Raw genomic sequence first — 18,031 nt, 5'->3', positions numbered from 1 at the left:
TCCAATAGACAGGTGGTAGTGTGATTATGATGAACTTAAAATCGGCAACGAAATTAGCTAACAGTGTAGAAATGCCATGGTTCGGGCTGGGTGTCTTCAAGGTACAAGAGGGCCAGGAGGTTATTGATTCGGTCAAAGCAGCCATCAAGGCCGGTTATAGAAGTATTGATACCGCATCCGTATATGGAAATGAAGAAGGAGTCGGGCAGGCTATCCGTGAATCGGGAGTTGCGCGTGAGGAGCTGTTCATCACCACCAAGGTATGGAATACAGAGCAAGGCTATGATTCTACGCTGGCTGCATTTGACCAGAGCTTAAGCAAGCTGGGACTGGATTATGCCGACCTGTATCTGGTACACTGGCCGATCCGGGCCAAATACAAAGACACTTGGCGCGCCCTTGAGAAGCTGTATGCGGACGGTAAAGTCCGTGCCATCGGAGTATCCAACTTCCAGATCGATCATCTGGAGGATCTGCTGGCTGACGCCACCGTGAAGCCGATGGTCAACCAGGTGGAGCTGCATCCGCTGCTTAACCAGCAAGAGCTCCGCGAATATTGCAAGGCGCAGGGCATTCAGATTGAAGCCTGGGCCCCGCTGGCCCAAGGGCATCTGCTGGACAATGAGGTCCTGGCCGATATTGCAGCCCATCATAACAAAACGCTGCCGCAGGTCATCCTGCGCTGGGATCTGCAGAACGGAATCGTGACGATTCCGAAGTCGGTCAAGGAGGAGCGGATTATTGCGAATGCCGATATTTTTGACTTTGAGCTGTCAGAAGAGGAGATCAGCCGGATCAACGGCCTGAACCGCGATCAGCGCTTCGGCTCCCATCCGGACCGGTTCAATAACGAGTAAGCCCGGCAGACTCTTTTGAATAATTACTAGATTCGGACATACACATAAGAGAGATGGAACTATACGTCCATCCCGTGCGTAACCGATATAGTAATAGAAGAGATTTGAGAAGCCGGAGGGGTAACTATGAATCGTAAAAGTATACAAGCAGCACTTACCGCCATCCTGATGATTGTGCTTCTGCTGCCGCTGGCACCCGGGCGGGCGGAGGCTGCTGTTCCGAAACATTCAGAATCATTCTATGTGAATGACTTTGCAGGCGTAATTGATGAGAAGACTGAGAATTACATGGTCAACTATGGGGTGAAGCTCTATCAGGAGACCGGGGCGCAGGTAGTGCTGGTTACGGTGAATTCGACGAACGGCGTCTCTATGGAGAAATATGCGACCTCGCTGTTCAATTCATGGGGAGTCGGCTCAGCGGACAAGAATAATGGACTGCTGCTGCTGCTCTCCATTAAGGACGATGATTACTGGGCGGTTCCCGGCAAGGGACTGGAGAATGAACTGAACAGTGGTGTAATCTCGAAGATTCTCTCGGCATCGCTGGAGCCGGACTTCGCAGCCAAGAAGTATAGCGCAGGTGCTAATAAAACCTATGGCGCCTTCATTCAGAAGCTCGGCGGAAGCTACTCGGAAACACTAGGCACCCGAAGCTATGTCTCGGACAATGCCGGAGTCCTCCCGCAAGTCACCAAGGATTATCTGAACCAGTCCAGCAACCGTTACGCGGCTACCACCGGGAGCGGAATCTATGTGGTAACTGTTAAGAATACTGGCGGCAAGAGCCTGCAGGATTACACCTATGCGAAGTTCGCCGGGGTTGCTGCCGGTCCCAGAGATGTGATGCTGGTGCTGGATATCGGCGGGGATAACTATCATGTGCTACAGGGCAAGTCGATCGACAGAGTGCTGACGAATGAGCGGATCAGCGGGATTCTGAATACGGTGCTGGAGCCTAAATTCGCGGCAAAAGATTACGCAGGCGGAGCAACGGGGACAGCGAATGCCTTCTACGGCTTCTTCCTAGCGCGGGCAGATGCTGCTTCGGGAAAAGCCGCAGGCAGCTCCGCATCCGCAACAGCCTCCACCGTCAGCAAAGCACCTGTGACAGCGAAAGAACCTGTGAAGCTGGTGCCTGTCTCCAGATCGAAGGGGATGATGATTCTCGGGATTTTCCTGGTTCTTGTCGCGCTAATCAGTCTCGCAGCTGCCGCGCGCAACCGTTATGTTGCCCGTTACGGGATACGGATAAATCCGCATAACCCGCGCAATATCCGGCGTTATGGCGCTTGGACCGGCCAGCCCGGTTATGGCTACAGCCAGAGAAGAAGATACCGGCGGCCGCACCATCACTCCTCCTCAGGAAGCAGCTCATCCAGCTCCAGCAGCTTCTGGGGCAGTAACTCCGGGGGCGGCGGTTCTTCGAGCGGAGGGGGAGCGGGGCGGTATTCCTCGCGTGACGATGATGATGATGACCGGAATCGTGGCGGTGGCGGATACTCGGGCGGCGGCGGAGCCGGCCGTTATTCCTCCAACGATGACGACGATGATAGCAATTCCGGCGGTGGCGGCAGTGCAAGCAGCGGCGGCGGCGTGGGGAGACATGGGTGAGCCGTACTATAAGTAGGGGCAGGTTTTTGCGGAACTATGTAAAGTTTCTCTAAAATATTCTTTGCCTATCCCCCATGTAATTATAATGATATCCTTTTCCTACCCCGTAAGCATCTCGACTTTACGAAAGACTCTTCATAGAGCTTGATCTTATGCTGCAGCCGAGGGTAGAAATAGCGGAGGATAGCAATGTAATCCCCCATCATGGAGTCATATTAGTCTAGACTCAGTCCAAATGGAAAGGAATGATTGATCTTATGAGTAAATCTACACTTGTCCGCCGGATGAAGTCCGAGGACATTACATTAATACATGAGGGGCTGGCTCCGCATGATGTCAGCAAACCCGTAGAGTATATTGAACATTGTTGGCAGGAGAACGTAGAGAATAAACGGCTTACGCTATTAGCCTTCCATGAGAATCTGTTTGCAGGCTGGGGACATATCGTGTATACCTCACACTATCCTTATTTTGCAGAGAATCATATTCCAGAGATTCAGAATCTCGATGTGATCTCTACCTTACGAAAACGCGGCATAGGGAATGTGCTGATGGAAGCTCTCGAAGCAGAAGTGTTCGCTACATTCGATACGATTGGCATTGGGTTTGGACTGTATGCCAGCTACGGTACGGCCCAAAGGCTGTACACCAAACGCGGCTACATTCCGGATGGCCGGGGACTCATGTATGACAACAAGCCTGTGGTTCCTGGAAGTCAGGTGCGGGTGGATGATGAGCTTACTCTATACTTGACAAAATCAAGGTAGAGCACGAATTACCATTACTATAGCGGCAGTCAGGGATATTAATGTCCGGGCTGCCGCTATTAGGTTTCTTTAGATTTCAGCATCATAGCGTGCCATGAATTCAGGAACTAATTCAGGATTTGTCATAAGCGACACCGATTCATTTTCTAATTCCTCAGCCAGCTCATCGTCGGTCATGGATACAAAGAAGGTAATGTCCTCTTTGGTTTGATTATATTTTGTGAATAAATCGTCCTTGGTTTCATTAACAACCTTGGCAATGATTTTGACCATTTCATCTTTATATTGGTATACATTATCCTCTGCATATAAAAAACGGCTGATATGATTGAAATGCGAATGCTCACCATATTGAAATTCGGAAATTGCCCATTTGTAATAAAGCTCTGTTTCAGCATCATCACATAAGCCTTCACTTGTCATATCGGCAATATGTCTGGCAAGGGATTGCTCTGTATTGACAGCAAGGAACAGAGTGACAAAGTCGCTATCCGTCCCGACTGCGCAGACATATACCTTCTCTTGTGCTACTTCCGCCAATATAGCTTCAAGGTCAGCCACAAAGCCCTCGCGAATCCGTTGTTCAAATTCAGTTAGAAAAGCGTTCATTATAACCCTCCTTATATTATGATTTAGTATAACTTCACTTATAGAATAGTGGCGTTACGTATAGGAATGCAAGCAGCTGCCTTTATCTCCGGTTTGCCTCTGTCAGCGCATTCTCCCTGATTGTATTCAACTCCTCCACACTGAACAATCCGGCCCGGTACAGATTAACGAACTCGTCCGACACACTCTGGTCAAAAATAATCATATCATCCGTATTCACCGTGACTGTGACGCCATAATCATAGAGCTTGCGGATGGGATGTGACCCATAATCAGCCACCCGGGAGAGCAGAATATTGCTGGTGGGGCAGATGTTAAGCTGGATATGATGGTCGGCAAGCCACTTCATCGTCTCTGGCGATTGCGCGGCTGCGATGCCATGCTGAACCTGATCCAGCTCCAGTTCCTCCACCGCTTTTTTTACCAGATCAGATGTACCAAATTCCCCTACATGCGCTTTGAGAATCAGCCCTTTCGCCTTCGCTATGCGGAACGCCTGCTTAAACCCCGGAACAGCAGACTCATCGCCAAAGATATCGAGGGATTTAAAGTAGTTATGTTCCAGATATTGTTCGAGCATCTCAATGGTTTCTTGAATCGGCGTATGGGTGAGAAAAGCAAGCTCCGGGACAAAATGAATCTCTGGTGCAAACCGCTGGTGAATGCCATGGATGGTCTGAATCAGTGTTGCTATAGAGCCGTCAAACCACTCTTCTTCTCCCATCGTCACACTCATATGCAGCAATTGAACACCGTCGGTCTTCGCTTGGACAAAAGCGGCCTCAATCCGCTTCTCATACCCGATTCGTCCGGGCAGCAAAGGCTTGATATAGCGGGTATTCCACCGGTTCATCTCCCCAAGATCCTTAAATGTTGGACATTCCGGTATAGTCGTACCGCACCAGGCACTTATATACCGTTTGTTGCCTCCCCGGGTGATATGGTTGTGCAGATCGCCTTTAGGTATTTGCTGGATGCTGTCCAGATTGTTCTGCTCCAAGGCTGTGATGAATTGCTGTTTCATGCCGCTGTCCTCCTATGTTTTAATCGGGCCGGCCTGTGCTTATATGAACTAGTTTACAGTTTCTGGACAGAGTTAAACAAACTGAAACTTTTAAATCAGAGATTTCGTCTATCATGGAAGTTGTGAGTTTATAGACTTAACCATTATCAGTATGTTAGGGAGGATTTCAGAAGTGAGCTCTTTACCACAACGTTCTACTGTCCGCAAGAAGAAGACACCGGCGCGCAAGCGCAAGAAAAGAGGTTTCTTCCGCACACTCTTCAGGGTGTTCATGGTCTGTTTCATTCTGGTTATAGCGGCCGGAGGCTGGCTCTATTTTGCACCGTCGGCCCAGAATACGCGCTTCCTGATCGCAGATACGCTGATTACGACTCAACACCGGCACTGGGCCAAATATATTATCGGCGAAGAGGAACTGAAGCACCGCGTCAGCGATTATACCAAGCGCTTCGAGGAGATGGGCGACGAGGTAGATACCCATGAGATCAAGCCTGAGCCTGTAAAGGAAGCGGAGCATACACCGCTCGTCCAGATTGAAGAAGTCACGGGCAGCGGGTATAGCGGCTATGTCATGATTGTGAACGATCCCAAGAAGGTTCGCCTGGGTGTGCCTAGCAAAATCGGCTCCGGGGAAAAGGTATCCAGCATGGTGGCACGGACGGGGGCTATCGCCGGGGTGAACGGCGGCGGCTTCGCCGATCCGAACTGGAAGGGCAATGGCTTCAAGCCGATCGGGCTGGTGATCTCGCAAGGGAAGCTGTTCTACAATGGACTGGGCGGCAAGAAATCCACTCAGATTGTCGGCATCGATAAGGAAGGAAAAATGGTTGCCGGTAACTACACTCTGGATCAGCTCAGCAAGATGGGGGTGCAGGAGGCGGTTTCTTTTCAGCCACGGATTATTGTGAACGGTAAAGGCCAGATTAAGAATGCCGCCGAAGGCTGGGGCATCGCGCCAAGAACTGCAATGGGCCAACGGGCGGACGGTGCGCTCCTCTTCGTTGTGATTGACGGACGGCAGCCGGGCTACAGCATCGGGGCGAACCTGTATGATGTGCAGCAGATTATGCTGAAGCATGGGGCGGTCATTGCGGCCAATCTGGACGGGGGATCTTCGACGGTGCTGGTGAAGGACAACGAGATTGTCAACAAGCCTTCTTCGCAGTATGGTGAGCGTTACTTGCCTACGGCATTCCTGGTGTTCGATGACCCCGAGAACGCGAAGATCAAGAATATCTGGGAAGGGCTGGACCCGGCCAAGATCGACGCAGGCAAGAAGCGCACCCAGTAGCATCCACAGGTTCCCTGCTTCATAATCTATAGTAGATCAGACGTGGCAGGTGTGCTAGGATAACAAGTAAATTCTTATTTTGCTGAACCTGCCAGGTGAAGTCCTTGATCGGAGGGGGAAAAGGTTTGACTTTGCAGCAGCTCCGCTACGCAATTGAGATTGCGAACAGCGGCTCTATGAATGAAGCGGCCAAACGGCTATTTGTGTCGCAGCCCAGCCTCTCGAATGCTATCAAGGAGCTGGAGAACGAGCTGGGCATCACGATTTTCGAACGGAATAACCGGGGGATCAGTATCTCGGCGGAAGGCATGGAATTCCTGGGCTATGCCCGGCAGATTATTGAGCAGACTGAATTCATGGAGAACCGCTATACCGGTAAGAAGCGCAGCCCGATCTATTTCTCGGTATCTACACAGCATTACGCGTTTGTTACGGATGCTTTTGTGAAGCTGATGAAGGAGAGCAAGGTGCAGGAATACAATTTCAGCCTGAGAGAGACGCAGACCTATGAGATCATCGAGGATGTGCGCACCCTGCGCAGCGACATCGGGATTCTGTATATCAACGAGAGCAACTACAAGATCATGAACAAGCTGTTCAGTGACGGGAACCTGAAGTTCACTCCGCTGTTCAATACGAATCCGCATGTCTATGTGCGGGCAGGGCATGTATTGGCTGCAAAAGAGTGGATCACGGCGGAGGACATTCATCCGTATCCTTACATTACTTTTGAGCAGGGGGATAACAATTCACTGCATTTCTCGGAGGAGATGCTTAGCTTCACACAGATTGAGAAGAATATTAAGGTGACCGACCGGGCCACGCTGACTCATTTGCTGCTCGGAAGTGATTCGTATACCGTAGGGACTGGGATTATGGCCTCTGAGCTGGATGATGCGGGGCTGATTACGATTCCTTTTGACAGCAAGGAAGTGTTCTCTGTCGGCTGGATCGCCCACAAGGACCGCAAACCGAGTGAGATTATGTCTACATATATCGATATTCTGAATGATCTGGTGTCGGGTAATGCTTTCGAGCTTGAATCTTTCTTATTATAAGAGCAGGAGGGACGTATGAGCAGTCCAGTGATCGGATCGACAAGAAACGCACCGCCCTTCCGTTACGACATTGTCGGGAGCTTCCTGCGTACAGAGGAGATCAGGAATGCACGCAGCCTGCATGCGGAAGGTGAACTAACCGCGGGACAGCTGCGGGAGATTGAGAATATAGAGATTGGCAAGCTGCTTCAGCAGGAGAAGTCGCTTGGGCTGAAGGCTGTGACCGATGGCGAATTCCGCCGCTCCTGGTGGCATCTGGACTTCTTCCTTGGGATTGAGGGTACTGGAAAAATCACTCTTGGCGGTACTCCCGGCGTTTCCAAGGAGCAGACGAACCGCGCCGAGAGCTTCAGGATTACCGGTAAAATCGCCTTCGGTGACCATTCTATGGTCGAGGAATTCCGTACCTTGCAGCAGATGGCCGGAGAGACGCTGGCCAAAATGACGATTCCTTCACCCTCTTTGTTCCATTTCGTGCAGGAGTATAACGGCAACGACATTTATTCCAATACCGAAACGCTGTACGGCGATATCATTCAGGTGTACCGGACGGCGATTCAAGCCTTCTATGATGCCGGTTGCCGTTATCTGCAGCTGGATGATACCACCTGGGGGACGCTGTGCAGCGGCAGACATCGTGCTCATCTGCGCAGCAGGGGCGTTGACCCGGATCAGCTTGCTCAAGACTATGTCCGGCTGATCAACGAGAGCATTGCCGGCCGCCCGGCGGACATGACCATTGCCCTGCATGTATGCAGGGGCAATCTCCGCTCCACCTGGTTCGCCGCCGGAGGGTATGGGCCGGTCGCCGAGGAGCTTTTCTCGAATACGAACGTGGACGCGTTCTTCCTCGAATACGACAATGAACGCTCCGGCGACTTCGAGCCGCTGCGCTTCATCAAGGATCAGTTCGTCGTGCTGGGTCTGGTGACCACCAAGCATGGCGGGCTGGAGAGCAAGGAGCAGCTTATTGCGCGTATCGAAGAAGCTGCCCAGTACGTAGACATCAACAAGCTGTGCCTAAGCACACAATGCGGCTTCGCCTCCTCGGAGGAAGGCAACATTTTAACGGAAGAAGAGCAGTGGGATAAGCTGCGGCTGGTGATTGAGACGGCGAATGAGGTTTGGGTGTAACGTTGGATGGATCGGGATTAATTGGTGTGAATTGGGGAGGATTGCCCGGTGTGGCGATCCTCCTTTTTGCGGGGGGCGCTAGGCAGCGGGCTGTGGCGGATCATAGGTGGATTTCCTCCACTTGCTGATGAAGGAATGGACTTTGCCGGGACAACAGTTGGATAAAGGACACTTAATTTCTTCCACATTCCGCAGTAGCGGCATATCCCGATGCAGTAGTTGTTGTTTTTCCACTTGTTCACCTTAAAGGATTAGAAATCACGAAATTAGGATACATTATTCCACTTGTTTCGGAGCTGCGAAGGCTCAAGTGTTCTTGTGCTTGCTGTGATAGCCTTTTTCTTTAACCATTCTATACCAACCGTAGAGATTCCCTCCACAGTATAATGTTGGGAGAAGTTTGAATGCTGAAACTAGATCTTTGGAGGGAATATGATGGTTATTGAACTAAGGCCTGTAACGGCCGAGAACTGGTATGATTGCACATTGCTGAAGGTGAAGCCAGAACAACAAAGCGTTTTTCCTGCTCCGGTGGTTAATTGGATTGCTGAGGCAAAATTTGTGCAGGAGTTTGAACTTCTGGCTATTTATTCAGGAGCTGTGGTGGTAGGATTTATTGTTTTTTGTACAACTCCCGATGAGGAAGGTAACTGCTGGATACCTGCCCTTATGATTGATGAACATCATCAAGGACAGGGGTATGCCAGACAAGCCATGGTGAAATTAATACAGCATATGCGAAATGAAGGGTGTAGCCGATTAATGATCGGGCATAGACCCGACAACCGGATTGCCGGAATGTTGTATGAATCGCTTGGATTCCAAAAGGTCAGTGAAGAGTTATACGACGGTGAGGTTGTACGTTGTCTGGAGCTTAATCAATGCATTTGACCACAAATAGCCCTCCTGCAAAGAGGGCTGATCGTTTGGCCATAGGAGCCGGGACATTCGATTCTATTAGTCGCATAGACCTAAATCCCATTTTTTTTGCTATTCCTGTTACATACTGTTGAGAGCTTTTTCTATTTTTACTCCAAACTTTGTTTCGTTCAGCTTGGGTGTTCTAGTTTTTGAATCGACGAGGGCGTAATACAGAACTAAATATTTTCCAGATTGGTAGACAATTGGTGCGTGGGAACTAAGAAGCTGAATACTTTTTTCAAAGTGCTTTATTCCACTTTCTTGTTTCTCCTCCGATCCGAAAGCGTAAACTTTTATAATTTCCTCATTACTCAGTTTATAGCTAACAGGTTGAATACCCTCAAGAATATAGTCGTCAGGTGATTCAATTTTTGTAATGTTTTTTTCAAGGGACATTATGGCTTCATTCACGTTAGAATATTCTTGTTGAGAAGAACAAGCAATAAGAAATAAAAAGCTAATGAAGGTGAAGAATAGATTTTTTTTCATGAATAACCCTCCTTTTTTGTTCAGGACACAGATAAGAAGAGACGAGACCCACCTAATGCAGAAGTTACTAACAAAATTGAGCTTGCCATGTATTCCTTATGATTTTATCAAAAATAGCGAAGAAAAGTATGGCATGGGCTTAGGGTGATGAATTTTCTGGAGTTCTGTCTTTGGTTCCAGATGCTCAAGCGAAATACCTGACAGCTATTAAAGGTTATTTTAAACTTAATAATTGACACATTCTCCCTCCCGCAGTATTATTGCAAATAATAACGTACAACAACACAAGCGATGAAGAGAAGAGTAAGCAGGCGGCAGCGTTCACAGAGAGCTCCAGAGTGGTGAAAGGGAGCAGCGAAGCGCCTGATCTGAAAAAAGTCTCCGAGCTGCATAGGGAATTGGTCACAAGTGTCCAAGGATGGTATGCCGGGTTCTCCCGTTACAGAGATAGGGTATAAGCGTCATGGCCGTACCCGAAGAGGCGGATGAGGCAACTTGTCCGTGAACAGAGGTGGTACCACGAAGCTTATCCAAGCTCCCGTCCTCAAGATATTAATCTTGAGGGCGGGAGCTTTTTTGCTTTTCAGGCAATTCACAATAAACTTAGAGGTGATTGAGATGCATTGGGCAGAAAAAATTGCAAACCGGTTAATCGCGGAGCATCCGCAGCGGCAGACGTATGTATGTGCATCCGGGATCAGTCCGTCCGGATCAGTTCATATCGGGAATTTCCGCGAGGCGGTGACGACTGCATTTGTGGCGAAGGCGCTGCGGCGGGCGGGGAAGGAGGTGCGGTTTATTTTCTCATGGGATGACTTTGACCGGTTCCGCAAAGTGCCGGCCCACGTGGACCCGGGCTTCGCTCAGTATATTGGTCTACCTTATTCGCAGGTGCCGTGTCCGTATGGCTGTCATACTTCGTATGCGGCCCATTACGAGTCGGAATTCGAGCAGGCGCTCCAGGTATTTGAGATTGAGCCGGAGTTCATTTATCAGAGTCGGGAATACCAGTCAGGCCGTTATTATCCGCAAATCCTGCACGCCCTGCGCCGCCGGGGAGAGATATACGATATCCTGATGTCGTTCAAGACAGGTGAGAGTTCGGCGGAGGAGCGGGCGGCATTCTATCCCATCCATCTCTATTGCGGGCAATGCGGCAAAGACTCGACTACCATTCTTGATTACAACGACACGGCGGAGACCGTGGCTTACCGCTGCGGCTGTGGTCATTGCGATACCGTACATATTCCGCAGGCGGATAATATCAAGCTGCACTGGAAAATCGACTGGCCGATGCGCTGGCAGCAGGAACAGGTCGTGTTCGAGCCGGGCGGCCGGGACCATTCGTCAGAGACGGGAAGCTATAATGTGGCTGCGGTAATCGCAGAGCAGATCTACGGGTATTCGCCGCCCATGTATGAGCCTTATGAATTCATCAGCATCAAAGGCAGCTTCGCTAAAATGTCCAGCTCCTCCGGGCACAATTACACTCCAGATGATCTGCTCCGAGTCTACGCCCCGGAGAACATTCTGTTCCTGTTCGCCAAATACCAGCCAAATGCCGCCTTCCATATCGGGCTGGATGAGGATGTGCTGCGCAATTATGCGGAGTTCGAACGGTATGCTGCAGGAGCACGTGCAGGCACATTAACGGGTGATCTTGCGGGTGCGCTGGAGCTGTCTCTGCGAATCGACTCTCCGGTGAGCACTGGAAGCAACATTAGCTTCGGCCAGGTAGCAAGTCTGCTAACCTTAATCAACTTCGACAGGGACAAGCTTCGGGAGATGTTCAACAGGAATAGCGAGGAGATCGATCAATTCCAGCTGCACAGGATGGCAGAGCGGGCGGAATACTGGATCAGGAACTGGATGCCGCATAAGCTGGTAACGATTCAGAGCAAGCCCAACTATACTTATTATCACTCCCTTACCGGAGTGGAACTGAGATGGCTGCGGAGCTTGTGCAGTCTGCTGCGGAGCAGGGAGCTGGACGAAACGCAGCAGATGACCGAAATCTACGCCATTTGCCATCATGAAGACAAAAAGACGATGCGTAGCCAGCAAAAAAGACTGTTCACCATCGTCTATCAGTTAGTGCTTGGTGCGGAGGAAGGCCCGCGTCTGCCTTGGCTAATGCAGGCAGCCGGGCCGGAGCAGATGCTGAATTTGCTGGATTTGTGAAGGAGCGTGGACGGCCCTTTACGGGATCGATTGAAGAGAGGTATAATATACAAGACTGTTTTTAATTAAATGTTGGAAAGCGAGCGGTAACGATATGGGTCGTAAATGGAATAATATTAAGGAAAAGAAAGCATCCAAGGATGCTAATACAAGTAAGGTCTACGCCAAGTTCGGGGTAGAAATCTATGTGGCAGCGAAGAAGGGCGAGCCTGATCCGGAATCCAACCGGGCGCTGAAGGTCGTTCTGGAGCGGGCCAAGACCTACAATGTACCGAAGGCGATTATTGACCGTGCCCTGGAGAAAGCCAAGGGCAGCGGCGATGAGACCTACGTTGAGCTGCGCTATGAAGGCTTCGGTCCAAGCGGCTCGATGATTGTAGTCGATGCGCTGACGAATAACGTCAACCGCACGGCTCCGCTGGTCCGTTCCACGTTCAGCAAGAACGGCGGCAACATGGGCGTCAGCGGATCGGTGACGTATATGTTCGATCCGACAGCGGTAATCGGGGTGGAAGGCAAATCGGCAGATGAGGTTATGGAGCTGCTGATCGAAGCAGACCTGGATGTCCGCGACGTGCTAGAAGAGGACGAGGCGGTCATCGTGTATGCTGAGCCGGACCAGTTCCATGCAGTACAGGAAGCCTTCCGCAGCGCGGGAATCACGGAATTCACCGTAGCGGAGCTGACGCTGCTCCCGCAGAACTATGTAGCTATTCCTGAAGATGCGCAGGCACAGTTCGAGAAGCTGATCGATGCGCTTGAAGAATTGGACGATGTGCAGCAGGTCTACCACAACGTGGATTCGGAAGAATAGAATAGCAGTAACTTGAATGAGCGGGCAAGCCGATTTCCAGGCTTGTCCGCTTATTCTTTCGTGTGCGGGAGTGGAAGATCTTACCCTGATCGGAACGATGCACCTGCGGACCTCCGGGGATGAGCGGGTGGATTTCTTTTTCAGGGCGGAGCAGTGGACTGGAGAGATCTGCAACATGGAGCCGGACAAATGCGATGAGATATGCTGGTTCCCGGTGGATGTGCTGCCGGAGAATATTATCCCGTTCGTACAAGAGGCCTGGAATACATTCAGGGACGGCGTCTGGTATGCCGCTCACGGGTGGAATTAGATTAGAGTAGCAGGGGGAATGGCACAGTAATGGAAGACTGGACGCTCAGTATGGTTCTTATATTGGTGATATGTGGATTTCTGGCTGGATTAATTGATTCTGTAGTGGGCGGCGGAGGACTGATCGCGATTCCGGCGCTGCTGGCGGTAGGGATTCCGCTTCCGCTGCTGCTGGGCAGCAGCAAATTGGCGGGATCGATGTGCTCGCTGACCAGCACCGCCTCGTTCGTGCGTTCCGGCAAAATCAATTTCAAGCTGGTGCGGACGCTGATCCCGCTGTCGATCATTGGCGCGATGGCCGGAACGCTGACTGTCCGTCAGGTGCCTTCCGAGTTCCTGAAGCCGCTGGTGATCGTGATGCTGGTGGTCATTACAATCTACACCTTGTTCAAAAAAGCCTGGGGAGACGTCTCCACCTTCTCTGCCAGCAACGGTAAATTACGTCTGGCGGGAAGCATGGCAGCGCTCATAATCGGCTTCTATGACGGGTTCTTCGGCCCGGGAACGGGGTCGTTTCTGATTTTCGCTTTTCTGATGATGGGGTTTGAATTTGTCACCGCCGCAGGCAACGCCAAAATCCTGAATTTCGCCAGCAACATCACAAGCCTGCTTACATTCATTGCCCTGGGCTCTGTCAGCTACACCCACGGGCTGATTCTGGGGATTCCGATGGTGATCGGAGCCATTGTCGGCTCCCGGATGGCGATCCGCAAAGGAGCGGCGTATATTCGACCTCTATTCATTACAGTCACTGTCATATTGATCGGCAAGCAAATATGGGATACGATGCATTAAGCACAACTAATGGAGTGGATGAGATGGAGATCAAGCTTATACATAAGGAAGAAGTCTGGAAGCTTAGACATGAAGTGATGTGGCCCGAGCGGGAGCCGGACTATATCAAGCTGGCAGATGACGATCAAGGCAAGCATTACGGGCTGTATGTGGGGGATCGTCTGGTTTCTGTGTTATCCCTGTTCGTCAACGGCACAGATGCGCAGTTCCGCAAGTTCGCTACCCTGGAGCTGGAGCAGGGCCAGGGCTATGGCAGCAAGCTGTTGAAGACGGTTCTTGCGGAAGCGGAGAAGGCGGGGGTGCGACGGATTTTCTGTAATGCCAGAACGTACAAGGCAGGCTTTTACAAAAAATTCGGCATGCAGAGAACGGATGAAGTGTTCAGCAAAGGCGGCAAGGACTACGTGGTCATGGAGAAGTTTTTCGGACCTGCAATGGATGCGAATGGGGGAGCTTAAGGGATGACCAAGAAGCTATATTATGATTCAGCTTTTATTCAAGAATGGAGTACCGTGATCACTTCCGCGATAGAGCATGAAGACGGGATCTATGTGACGCTTGCAAAGACGGCCTTCTACCCGCACGGCGGCGGACAGCCTTGTGATACAGGAACCATCGGCGGGATTGCTGTGCTGGATGTGGTGCTGGAGGCTCAGGAGGTGCTGCATAAGGTGGCGCAGCTTCCCGGGCAGACTGAAGTAGACTGCGCCATTGACTGGGCCCGGAGATTCGACCATATGCAGCAGCATAGCGGCCAGCACCTGTTATCCGCCGTATTCCTAAAGTTATATCAGGCGGCGACCGTCAGCTTCCACCTGGGGAGTGATTATGCCACGATTGACCTGGACCGCTCTGAGCTGTCAGCGGCGGAGCTGGCGGAGGCTGAGCAGGAGGTTAACCGCCAGATTTACCTGAACCGGAGCATAGTCAGCTACTTCGTGACTGCAGAGGAGATGGCGAAGCTGCCGCTCCTTAAGCTGCCCAAGGTAACCGAGGACATCCGGATTGTCGAGATTGAAGGCGTGGAGCACAATGCCTGCGGGGGAACACATGTCGCGGCGACCGGGGCGATTGGCTTGATTAAGCTGCTGCGCTCCGAGAAGCAGAAGGGCCATGTGCGGGTTACCTTCCTGTGCGGGGGGCGGGCACTTGCCGCCTTCAACGATCATGTCCAGATCATCAGCCAGTTGTCCGTCAAGTTCAATACCGGCAAGGAAGAGATTATGGACCGGATCGGCAAATGGGAGCAGGAGCAGAAGCTCATGCAGATGGAGCTGGCTGCGGTGAGAGAGCAGAATGACAGCTATCTTGCCCGGGAGCTGTTAGCCGCTGCGGAAGCCGACAGCCGGGTGATCCGGCTTATCTCGGATACGAGAACGCTTAAGGACTTGCAGAGTCTGGCTGCAAAGCTGACGGCGCTGACCGACCTTCCGCTGCTGCTGCTGAGTGCGGCGGAGAATAAGGCTGTACTCGCGCATAGCGGCTCTGCGGAATTCTCGTGCGGAGCATTCTTCAAGGCTCATCTGGGCGGATACCAGGGCAAGGGCGGGGGCAGCGACAAGCTGGCTCAGGCCGGATTCCCGTCATGGGAAGACGCACTGGCATTTTACAATTTTGCCAAAGAACAATTCTGATGTGGGGCAATTAAGGAGCTATGGAGCGTTTATTCCGTAGCTCTTTTTGCTGTTTTCATAGGGTGAGCAAGGATTGGAGCGACTTAAGGATTATTTAACATTTGAAGTCTTATAATCAGGACAGAGCTTGACGAAGGGAGAAAATTAACGTGTTCCTGACTATTCTAAAAAAGGATTTGCGGCGTAAAAAGGTGATGAATACCGTTCTGCTGATCCTCATCATCCTGGCCTCCACACTAGCTGCAAGCAGCTCCAGCCTGATGTATTCCACCTCCAGCGCCTTGGGCAGTTTCATCGAAGGCAGCAAGGTGGCGGATCTTAATATCACGCTGGCCAATGACCCTGGCTATAACTCGGCAGTAGAAGACTGGGTCAAGCAGGAAAAGAAGGTGGAGACAGCTTATACAGAACGGCAGCTCAACCTCTTACTGAATCAGGTTACGATGCCAGAAGGCCGCAAGAGCTTCTCGGGAAATGTAAGCTTCGTGCTGTCCGCTATTCCTGAGCAGGTGAACCTGGTCTTCGGTGAAGACAATGAGCGATATTCACTTCGCCCAGGGGAGATCGGTCTTCCGGCCAGCCTGATGCTAAGCAGCGGTATCGTACCGGGAGAGCAGCTGAAGCTTAAGTTCGGTGAGATTACGAGAACGTTCACGGTGAACGGTTACTTCAAGGATGCGTTCATGGGGGCAGATCTGCTGGGACTGAAGCGCCTCATGCTGTCAGCAGAGGATTTCAAGGAAATAGAGAAGCTGGTGCCCGAAGATAAACGGATGAATCTATGGAGCTTCGTGGCGGCACCGGGTGTAGCGTCTACTGAGATATCATCTTCTTTTGCGAACAGTGATCTGCCCATCAGCTTCGAGGTGGATAAGGCGCTGGTCAAGATGACTTATATGACGGACCGGATGATCTCAGCCATGATGTTTGCGATTAGTGTGTTCCTGATCTTCATTGCTTTTCTGACCCTGCGCTTCACCATTGTCTCCACCCTGCAGGATGAATACAAGGAGATTGGCGTTATGAAGGCCATTGGGTTCAGGAACCGGGCGATTAAGCAGCTGTACCTGACAAAATATACAGGGCTGGCCTGTCTCGGCGGCGTTCTCGGACTCGGCATCAGTCTCCCATTGACTGCGCTGATGTCCCGCAAAAGCTCGCAGTATATGATTCTGCCCGGAGGCAGCACCAATATAATGATCTCAGCGCTTAGCACGGTGGTTATGATCGCATTCATTCTGCTGTTCTGCTTACTCTGCATGCGCAAGATTAACAAGGCATCGGCCATCGATGCCATCCGGCAAGGCCAGACCGGTGAACGCTTCAAGGCGTCCCGGCGCATTCATTTACATAAAATCCGTTTCATCCCGCCTCCGTTCTTCCTCGCGCTGAGCGATGTGCTGAACCGGCCCAAGAGCTACACTTCACTTATTCTGACGCTGATCTTAAGCTCAGCGATCATTCTGATCCCGGTCAATCTGACCAATACCATTGTAACTCCTAAGTTCCTGGAATATTTCGGTACGATTGGTGCGGATTTTTATAGCCCAACCGTCGTGGCAGAGAAACCCGTTGAGAAGATCCAACAGGAGAAGGCGCTCCTGTCCAAGCGGCTGAAGGATCGGGGCTTCGAGGTTACGCTTACAGCGAATTATACGGTAAGTACCAAATATATCTCCGATAACGGGCAGGCCAACCGGCGGATCAACGGCCAGAAGAATGATCAGAACGGATCTGTTGAGATTCTGGAGGGGACGGTCCCGCTGCTGAAGAATGAAATTGCGATTACAACCATCATGTCCGAGAAATACGGGAAGCGGGTGGGCGATAATATTACTTTTGAAATCGGCGGGGTTCAGGGGACCTTCATGATCAGCGGACTGTTCCAAAGTATCTCCAACGAGGGGTACGCGGTCTGGATTGCACGGGACTATGAGCTGAAGACAATATCCGCTTACCTGTTCTCCGGCGAACTCCATGCCCCGGAGCAAGCGAAGGCAGGGATGATGAAAGAAATTCAGCAGCAGTTCCCGGAACAAGGCTTCAAAACCTCGCTTGAACTGCTGGGAGAGATCACGGGCGGCTTCATGGGCCAGCTTCACAGCATCAATGGGCTGCTTACGGCTATCATCTGCCTCATTACGTTCTTCATCACCAGCCTGTTCGTCCGATTGATGATTGCGAAGGAGGTTCACGGCATTGCTGTCATGAAAAGCATCGGCTTCACGAATGCCGCGATCCGGCGGTGGCAGGCGCTGCGCATTCTGATTATTATCTCCGTCTCGCTGGTGTTGGGCGTAATCGCTGCGAATACCCTTGGCAGCCGCCTGCTGGGTCTCATTTTCCGGATCTTCGGACTGACCAGCCTCCAGCTGAATATTCTTCCGTTTCAGGTCTATCTGCTGTATCCGCTGCTGATCCTGGCGGTCGTCATGCTGGCGGTGTACACCAGCTGCGGCCAGATCAAGCGTGTGCAGCTATGGAATATGAATAAGGAATAGGCTTATATTTTAAAAGAAAAGAAGGAGTGGCGA

17 protein-coding genes are annotated in these 18,031 nt (G+C 51.2%); 14 read left to right on the top strand and 3 right to left on the bottom strand.

What is annotated here, in order from left to right; all coding sequences use genetic code 11:
* Nucleotides 1-26: 26 nt before the first annotated feature.
* From MHH78_RS20800 to MHH78_RS20790, 3 genes are all read left to right on the top strand, one after another.
* A complete protein-coding gene (locus tag MHH78_RS20800) occupies nucleotides 27-857 on the top strand; it encodes an aldo/keto reductase (RefSeq protein ID WP_445668058.1) in 831 nt (276 codons plus the stop codon).
* A 126-nt stretch (nucleotides 858-983) separates the two neighbouring features.
* The gene (locus tag MHH78_RS20795; protein ID WP_341168675.1) at nucleotides 984-2,471 is read left to right on the top strand and encodes a TPM domain-containing protein; all 1,488 of its coding nucleotides are present in this window, start codon (nucleotides 984-986) and stop codon (nucleotides 2,469-2,471) included.
* Nucleotides 2,472-2,728: 257 nt separating this feature from the next.
* The gene (locus tag MHH78_RS20790; protein ID WP_341168674.1) at nucleotides 2,729-3,238 is read left to right on the top strand and encodes a GNAT family N-acetyltransferase; all 510 of its coding nucleotides are present in this window, start codon (nucleotides 2,729-2,731) and stop codon (nucleotides 3,236-3,238) included.
* A gap of 69 nt (nucleotides 3,239-3,307) precedes the next feature.
* On the opposite strand, the gene MHH78_RS20785 is transcribed toward MHH78_RS20790, so the two are convergent.
* Both MHH78_RS20785 and MHH78_RS20780 read right to left on the bottom strand, forming a co-directional pair.
* Nucleotides 3,308-3,847, bottom strand: a complete 540-nt coding sequence (locus tag MHH78_RS20785; protein WP_076078071.1) for a DUF4303 domain-containing protein — start codon at nucleotides 3,845-3,847, stop codon at nucleotides 3,308-3,310.
* 82 nt (nucleotides 3,848-3,929) lie between these two features.
* Entirely contained in the window at nucleotides 3,930-4,871 is a 942-nt protein-coding gene (locus MHH78_RS20780; protein WP_341168673.1) for a hypothetical protein, read from the bottom strand.
* A gap of 151 nt (nucleotides 4,872-5,022) precedes the next feature.
* Here MHH78_RS20780 and MHH78_RS20775 point away from each other — a divergent pair, with 151 nt between their 5' ends.
* From MHH78_RS20775 to MHH78_RS20760, 4 genes are all read left to right on the top strand, one after another.
* The gene (locus MHH78_RS20775) at nucleotides 5,023-6,162 is read left to right on the top strand and encodes a phosphodiester glycosidase family protein (protein ID WP_076078078.1); all 1,140 of its coding nucleotides are present in this window, start codon (nucleotides 5,023-5,025) and stop codon (nucleotides 6,160-6,162) included.
* Nucleotides 6,163-6,287: 125 nt separating this feature from the next.
* A complete protein-coding gene (locus MHH78_RS20770) occupies nucleotides 6,288-7,220 on the top strand; it encodes a LysR family transcriptional regulator (RefSeq protein ID WP_076078080.1) in 933 nt (310 codons plus the stop codon).
* Nucleotides 7,221-7,235: 15 nt separating this feature from the next.
* Nucleotides 7,236-8,354 carry a 5-methyltetrahydropteroyltriglutamate--homocysteine S-methyltransferase gene (locus MHH78_RS20765; RefSeq protein ID WP_076078083.1) on the top strand — a complete coding sequence of 373 codons (1,119 nt, stop codon included), beginning with the start codon at nucleotides 7,236-7,238 and terminating at the stop codon, nucleotides 8,352-8,354.
* Between the two features lie 432 nt (nucleotides 8,355-8,786).
* Nucleotides 8,787-9,245 (top strand): GNAT family N-acetyltransferase, encoded by a 459-nt coding sequence (locus tag MHH78_RS20760; RefSeq protein ID WP_340827014.1) that lies wholly within the window; start codon nucleotides 8,787-8,789, stop codon nucleotides 9,243-9,245.
* A 108-nt stretch (nucleotides 9,246-9,353) separates the two neighbouring features.
* Here MHH78_RS20760 and MHH78_RS20755 read toward each other — a convergent pair whose 3' ends face one another.
* The gene (locus MHH78_RS20755) at nucleotides 9,354-9,764 is read right to left on the bottom strand and encodes a hypothetical protein (protein WP_341168672.1); all 411 of its coding nucleotides are present in this window, start codon (nucleotides 9,762-9,764) and stop codon (nucleotides 9,354-9,356) included.
* A 618-nt stretch (nucleotides 9,765-10,382) separates the two neighbouring features.
* On the opposite strand from MHH78_RS20755, the gene lysS reads away from it, so the two are divergent.
* The 7 genes from lysS to MHH78_RS20720 all read left to right on the top strand — a co-directional run bounded on the left by lysS (nucleotide 10,383) and on the right by MHH78_RS20720 (nucleotide 17,998).
* Nucleotides 10,383-11,945 (top strand): lysine--tRNA ligase, encoded by a 1,563-nt coding sequence (gene lysS, locus MHH78_RS20750; protein ID WP_341168671.1) that lies wholly within the window; start codon nucleotides 10,383-10,385, stop codon nucleotides 11,943-11,945.
* Between the two features lie 94 nt (nucleotides 11,946-12,039).
* Entirely contained in the window at nucleotides 12,040-12,759 is a 720-nt protein-coding gene (locus MHH78_RS20745; RefSeq protein ID WP_076078109.1) for a YebC/PmpR family DNA-binding transcriptional regulator, read from the top strand.
* Between the two features lie 16 nt (nucleotides 12,760-12,775).
* Nucleotides 12,776-13,069 carry a hypothetical protein gene (locus MHH78_RS20740; RefSeq protein ID WP_341168670.1) on the top strand — a complete coding sequence of 98 codons (294 nt, stop codon included), beginning with the start codon at nucleotides 12,776-12,778 and terminating at the stop codon, nucleotides 13,067-13,069.
* 29 nt (nucleotides 13,070-13,098) lie between these two features.
* On the top strand, nucleotides 13,099-13,863 hold the full coding sequence (locus tag MHH78_RS20735; protein WP_341168669.1) for a TSUP family transporter: 765 nt from the start codon (nucleotides 13,099-13,101) through the stop codon (nucleotides 13,861-13,863).
* 23 nt (nucleotides 13,864-13,886) lie between these two features.
* Nucleotides 13,887-14,321, top strand: coding sequence for a GNAT family N-acetyltransferase (locus MHH78_RS20730; protein ID WP_340827016.1), 435 nt, complete (start codon nucleotides 13,887-13,889; stop codon nucleotides 14,319-14,321).
* Between the two features lie 3 nt (nucleotides 14,322-14,324).
* Nucleotides 14,325-15,497 carry an alanyl-tRNA editing protein gene (locus tag MHH78_RS20725; RefSeq protein ID WP_341168668.1) on the top strand — a complete coding sequence of 391 codons (1,173 nt, stop codon included), beginning with the start codon at nucleotides 14,325-14,327 and terminating at the stop codon, nucleotides 15,495-15,497.
* A 149-nt stretch (nucleotides 15,498-15,646) separates the two neighbouring features.
* Nucleotides 15,647-17,998, top strand: coding sequence for an ABC transporter permease (locus MHH78_RS20720; protein ID WP_341168667.1), 2,352 nt, complete (start codon nucleotides 15,647-15,649; stop codon nucleotides 17,996-17,998).
* Nucleotides 17,999-18,031: the final 33 nt, after the last annotated feature.

It is taken from the genome of Paenibacillus sp. FSL H3-0333 (assembly GCF_038002805.1).
In the GTDB taxonomy this organism is placed as follows: domain Bacteria; phylum Bacillota; class Bacilli; order Paenibacillales; family Paenibacillaceae; genus Paenibacillus_AQ; species Paenibacillus_AQ silagei.
Note: the sequence above shows the minus strand (reverse complement) of the source record. Positions and strands in the feature narration are given on the sequence as shown.

Coding starts and splice junctions, on each gene's coding strand:
- MHH78_RS20800 (WP_445668058.1), top strand. CDS start 27: ATGATGAACTTAAAATCGGCAACGAAATTAGCTAACAGTGTAGAAATG.
- MHH78_RS20795 (WP_341168675.1), top strand. CDS start 984: ATGAATCGTAAAAGTATACAAGCAGCACTTACCGCCATCCTGATGATT.
- MHH78_RS20790 (WP_341168674.1), top strand. CDS start 2,729: ATGAGTAAATCTACACTTGTCCGCCGGATGAAGTCCGAGGACATTACA.
- MHH78_RS20785 (WP_076078071.1), bottom strand. CDS start 3,847: ATGAACGCTTTTCTAACTGAATTTGAACAACGGATTCGCGAGGGCTTT.
- MHH78_RS20780 (WP_341168673.1), bottom strand. CDS start 4,871: ATGAAACAGCAATTCATCACAGCCTTGGAGCAGAACAATCTGGACAGC.
- MHH78_RS20775 (WP_076078078.1), top strand. CDS start 5,023: ATGTTAGGGAGGATTTCAGAAGTGAGCTCTTTACCACAACGTTCTACT.
- MHH78_RS20765 (WP_076078083.1), top strand. CDS start 7,236: ATGAGCAGTCCAGTGATCGGATCGACAAGAAACGCACCGCCCTTCCGT.
- MHH78_RS20760 (WP_340827014.1), top strand. CDS start 8,787: ATGATGGTTATTGAACTAAGGCCTGTAACGGCCGAGAACTGGTATGAT.
- MHH78_RS20755 (WP_341168672.1), bottom strand. CDS start 9,764: ATGAAAAAAAATCTATTCTTCACCTTCATTAGCTTTTTATTTCTTATT.
- lysS (WP_341168671.1), top strand. CDS start 10,383: ATGCATTGGGCAGAAAAAATTGCAAACCGGTTAATCGCGGAGCATCCG.
- MHH78_RS20745 (WP_076078109.1), top strand. CDS start 12,040: ATGGGTCGTAAATGGAATAATATTAAGGAAAAGAAAGCATCCAAGGAT.
- MHH78_RS20740 (WP_341168670.1), top strand. CDS start 12,776: ATGAGCGGGCAAGCCGATTTCCAGGCTTGTCCGCTTATTCTTTCGTGT.
- MHH78_RS20735 (WP_341168669.1), top strand. CDS start 13,099: ATGGAAGACTGGACGCTCAGTATGGTTCTTATATTGGTGATATGTGGA.
- MHH78_RS20730 (WP_340827016.1), top strand. CDS start 13,887: ATGGAGATCAAGCTTATACATAAGGAAGAAGTCTGGAAGCTTAGACAT.
- MHH78_RS20725 (WP_341168668.1), top strand. CDS start 14,325: ATGACCAAGAAGCTATATTATGATTCAGCTTTTATTCAAGAATGGAGT.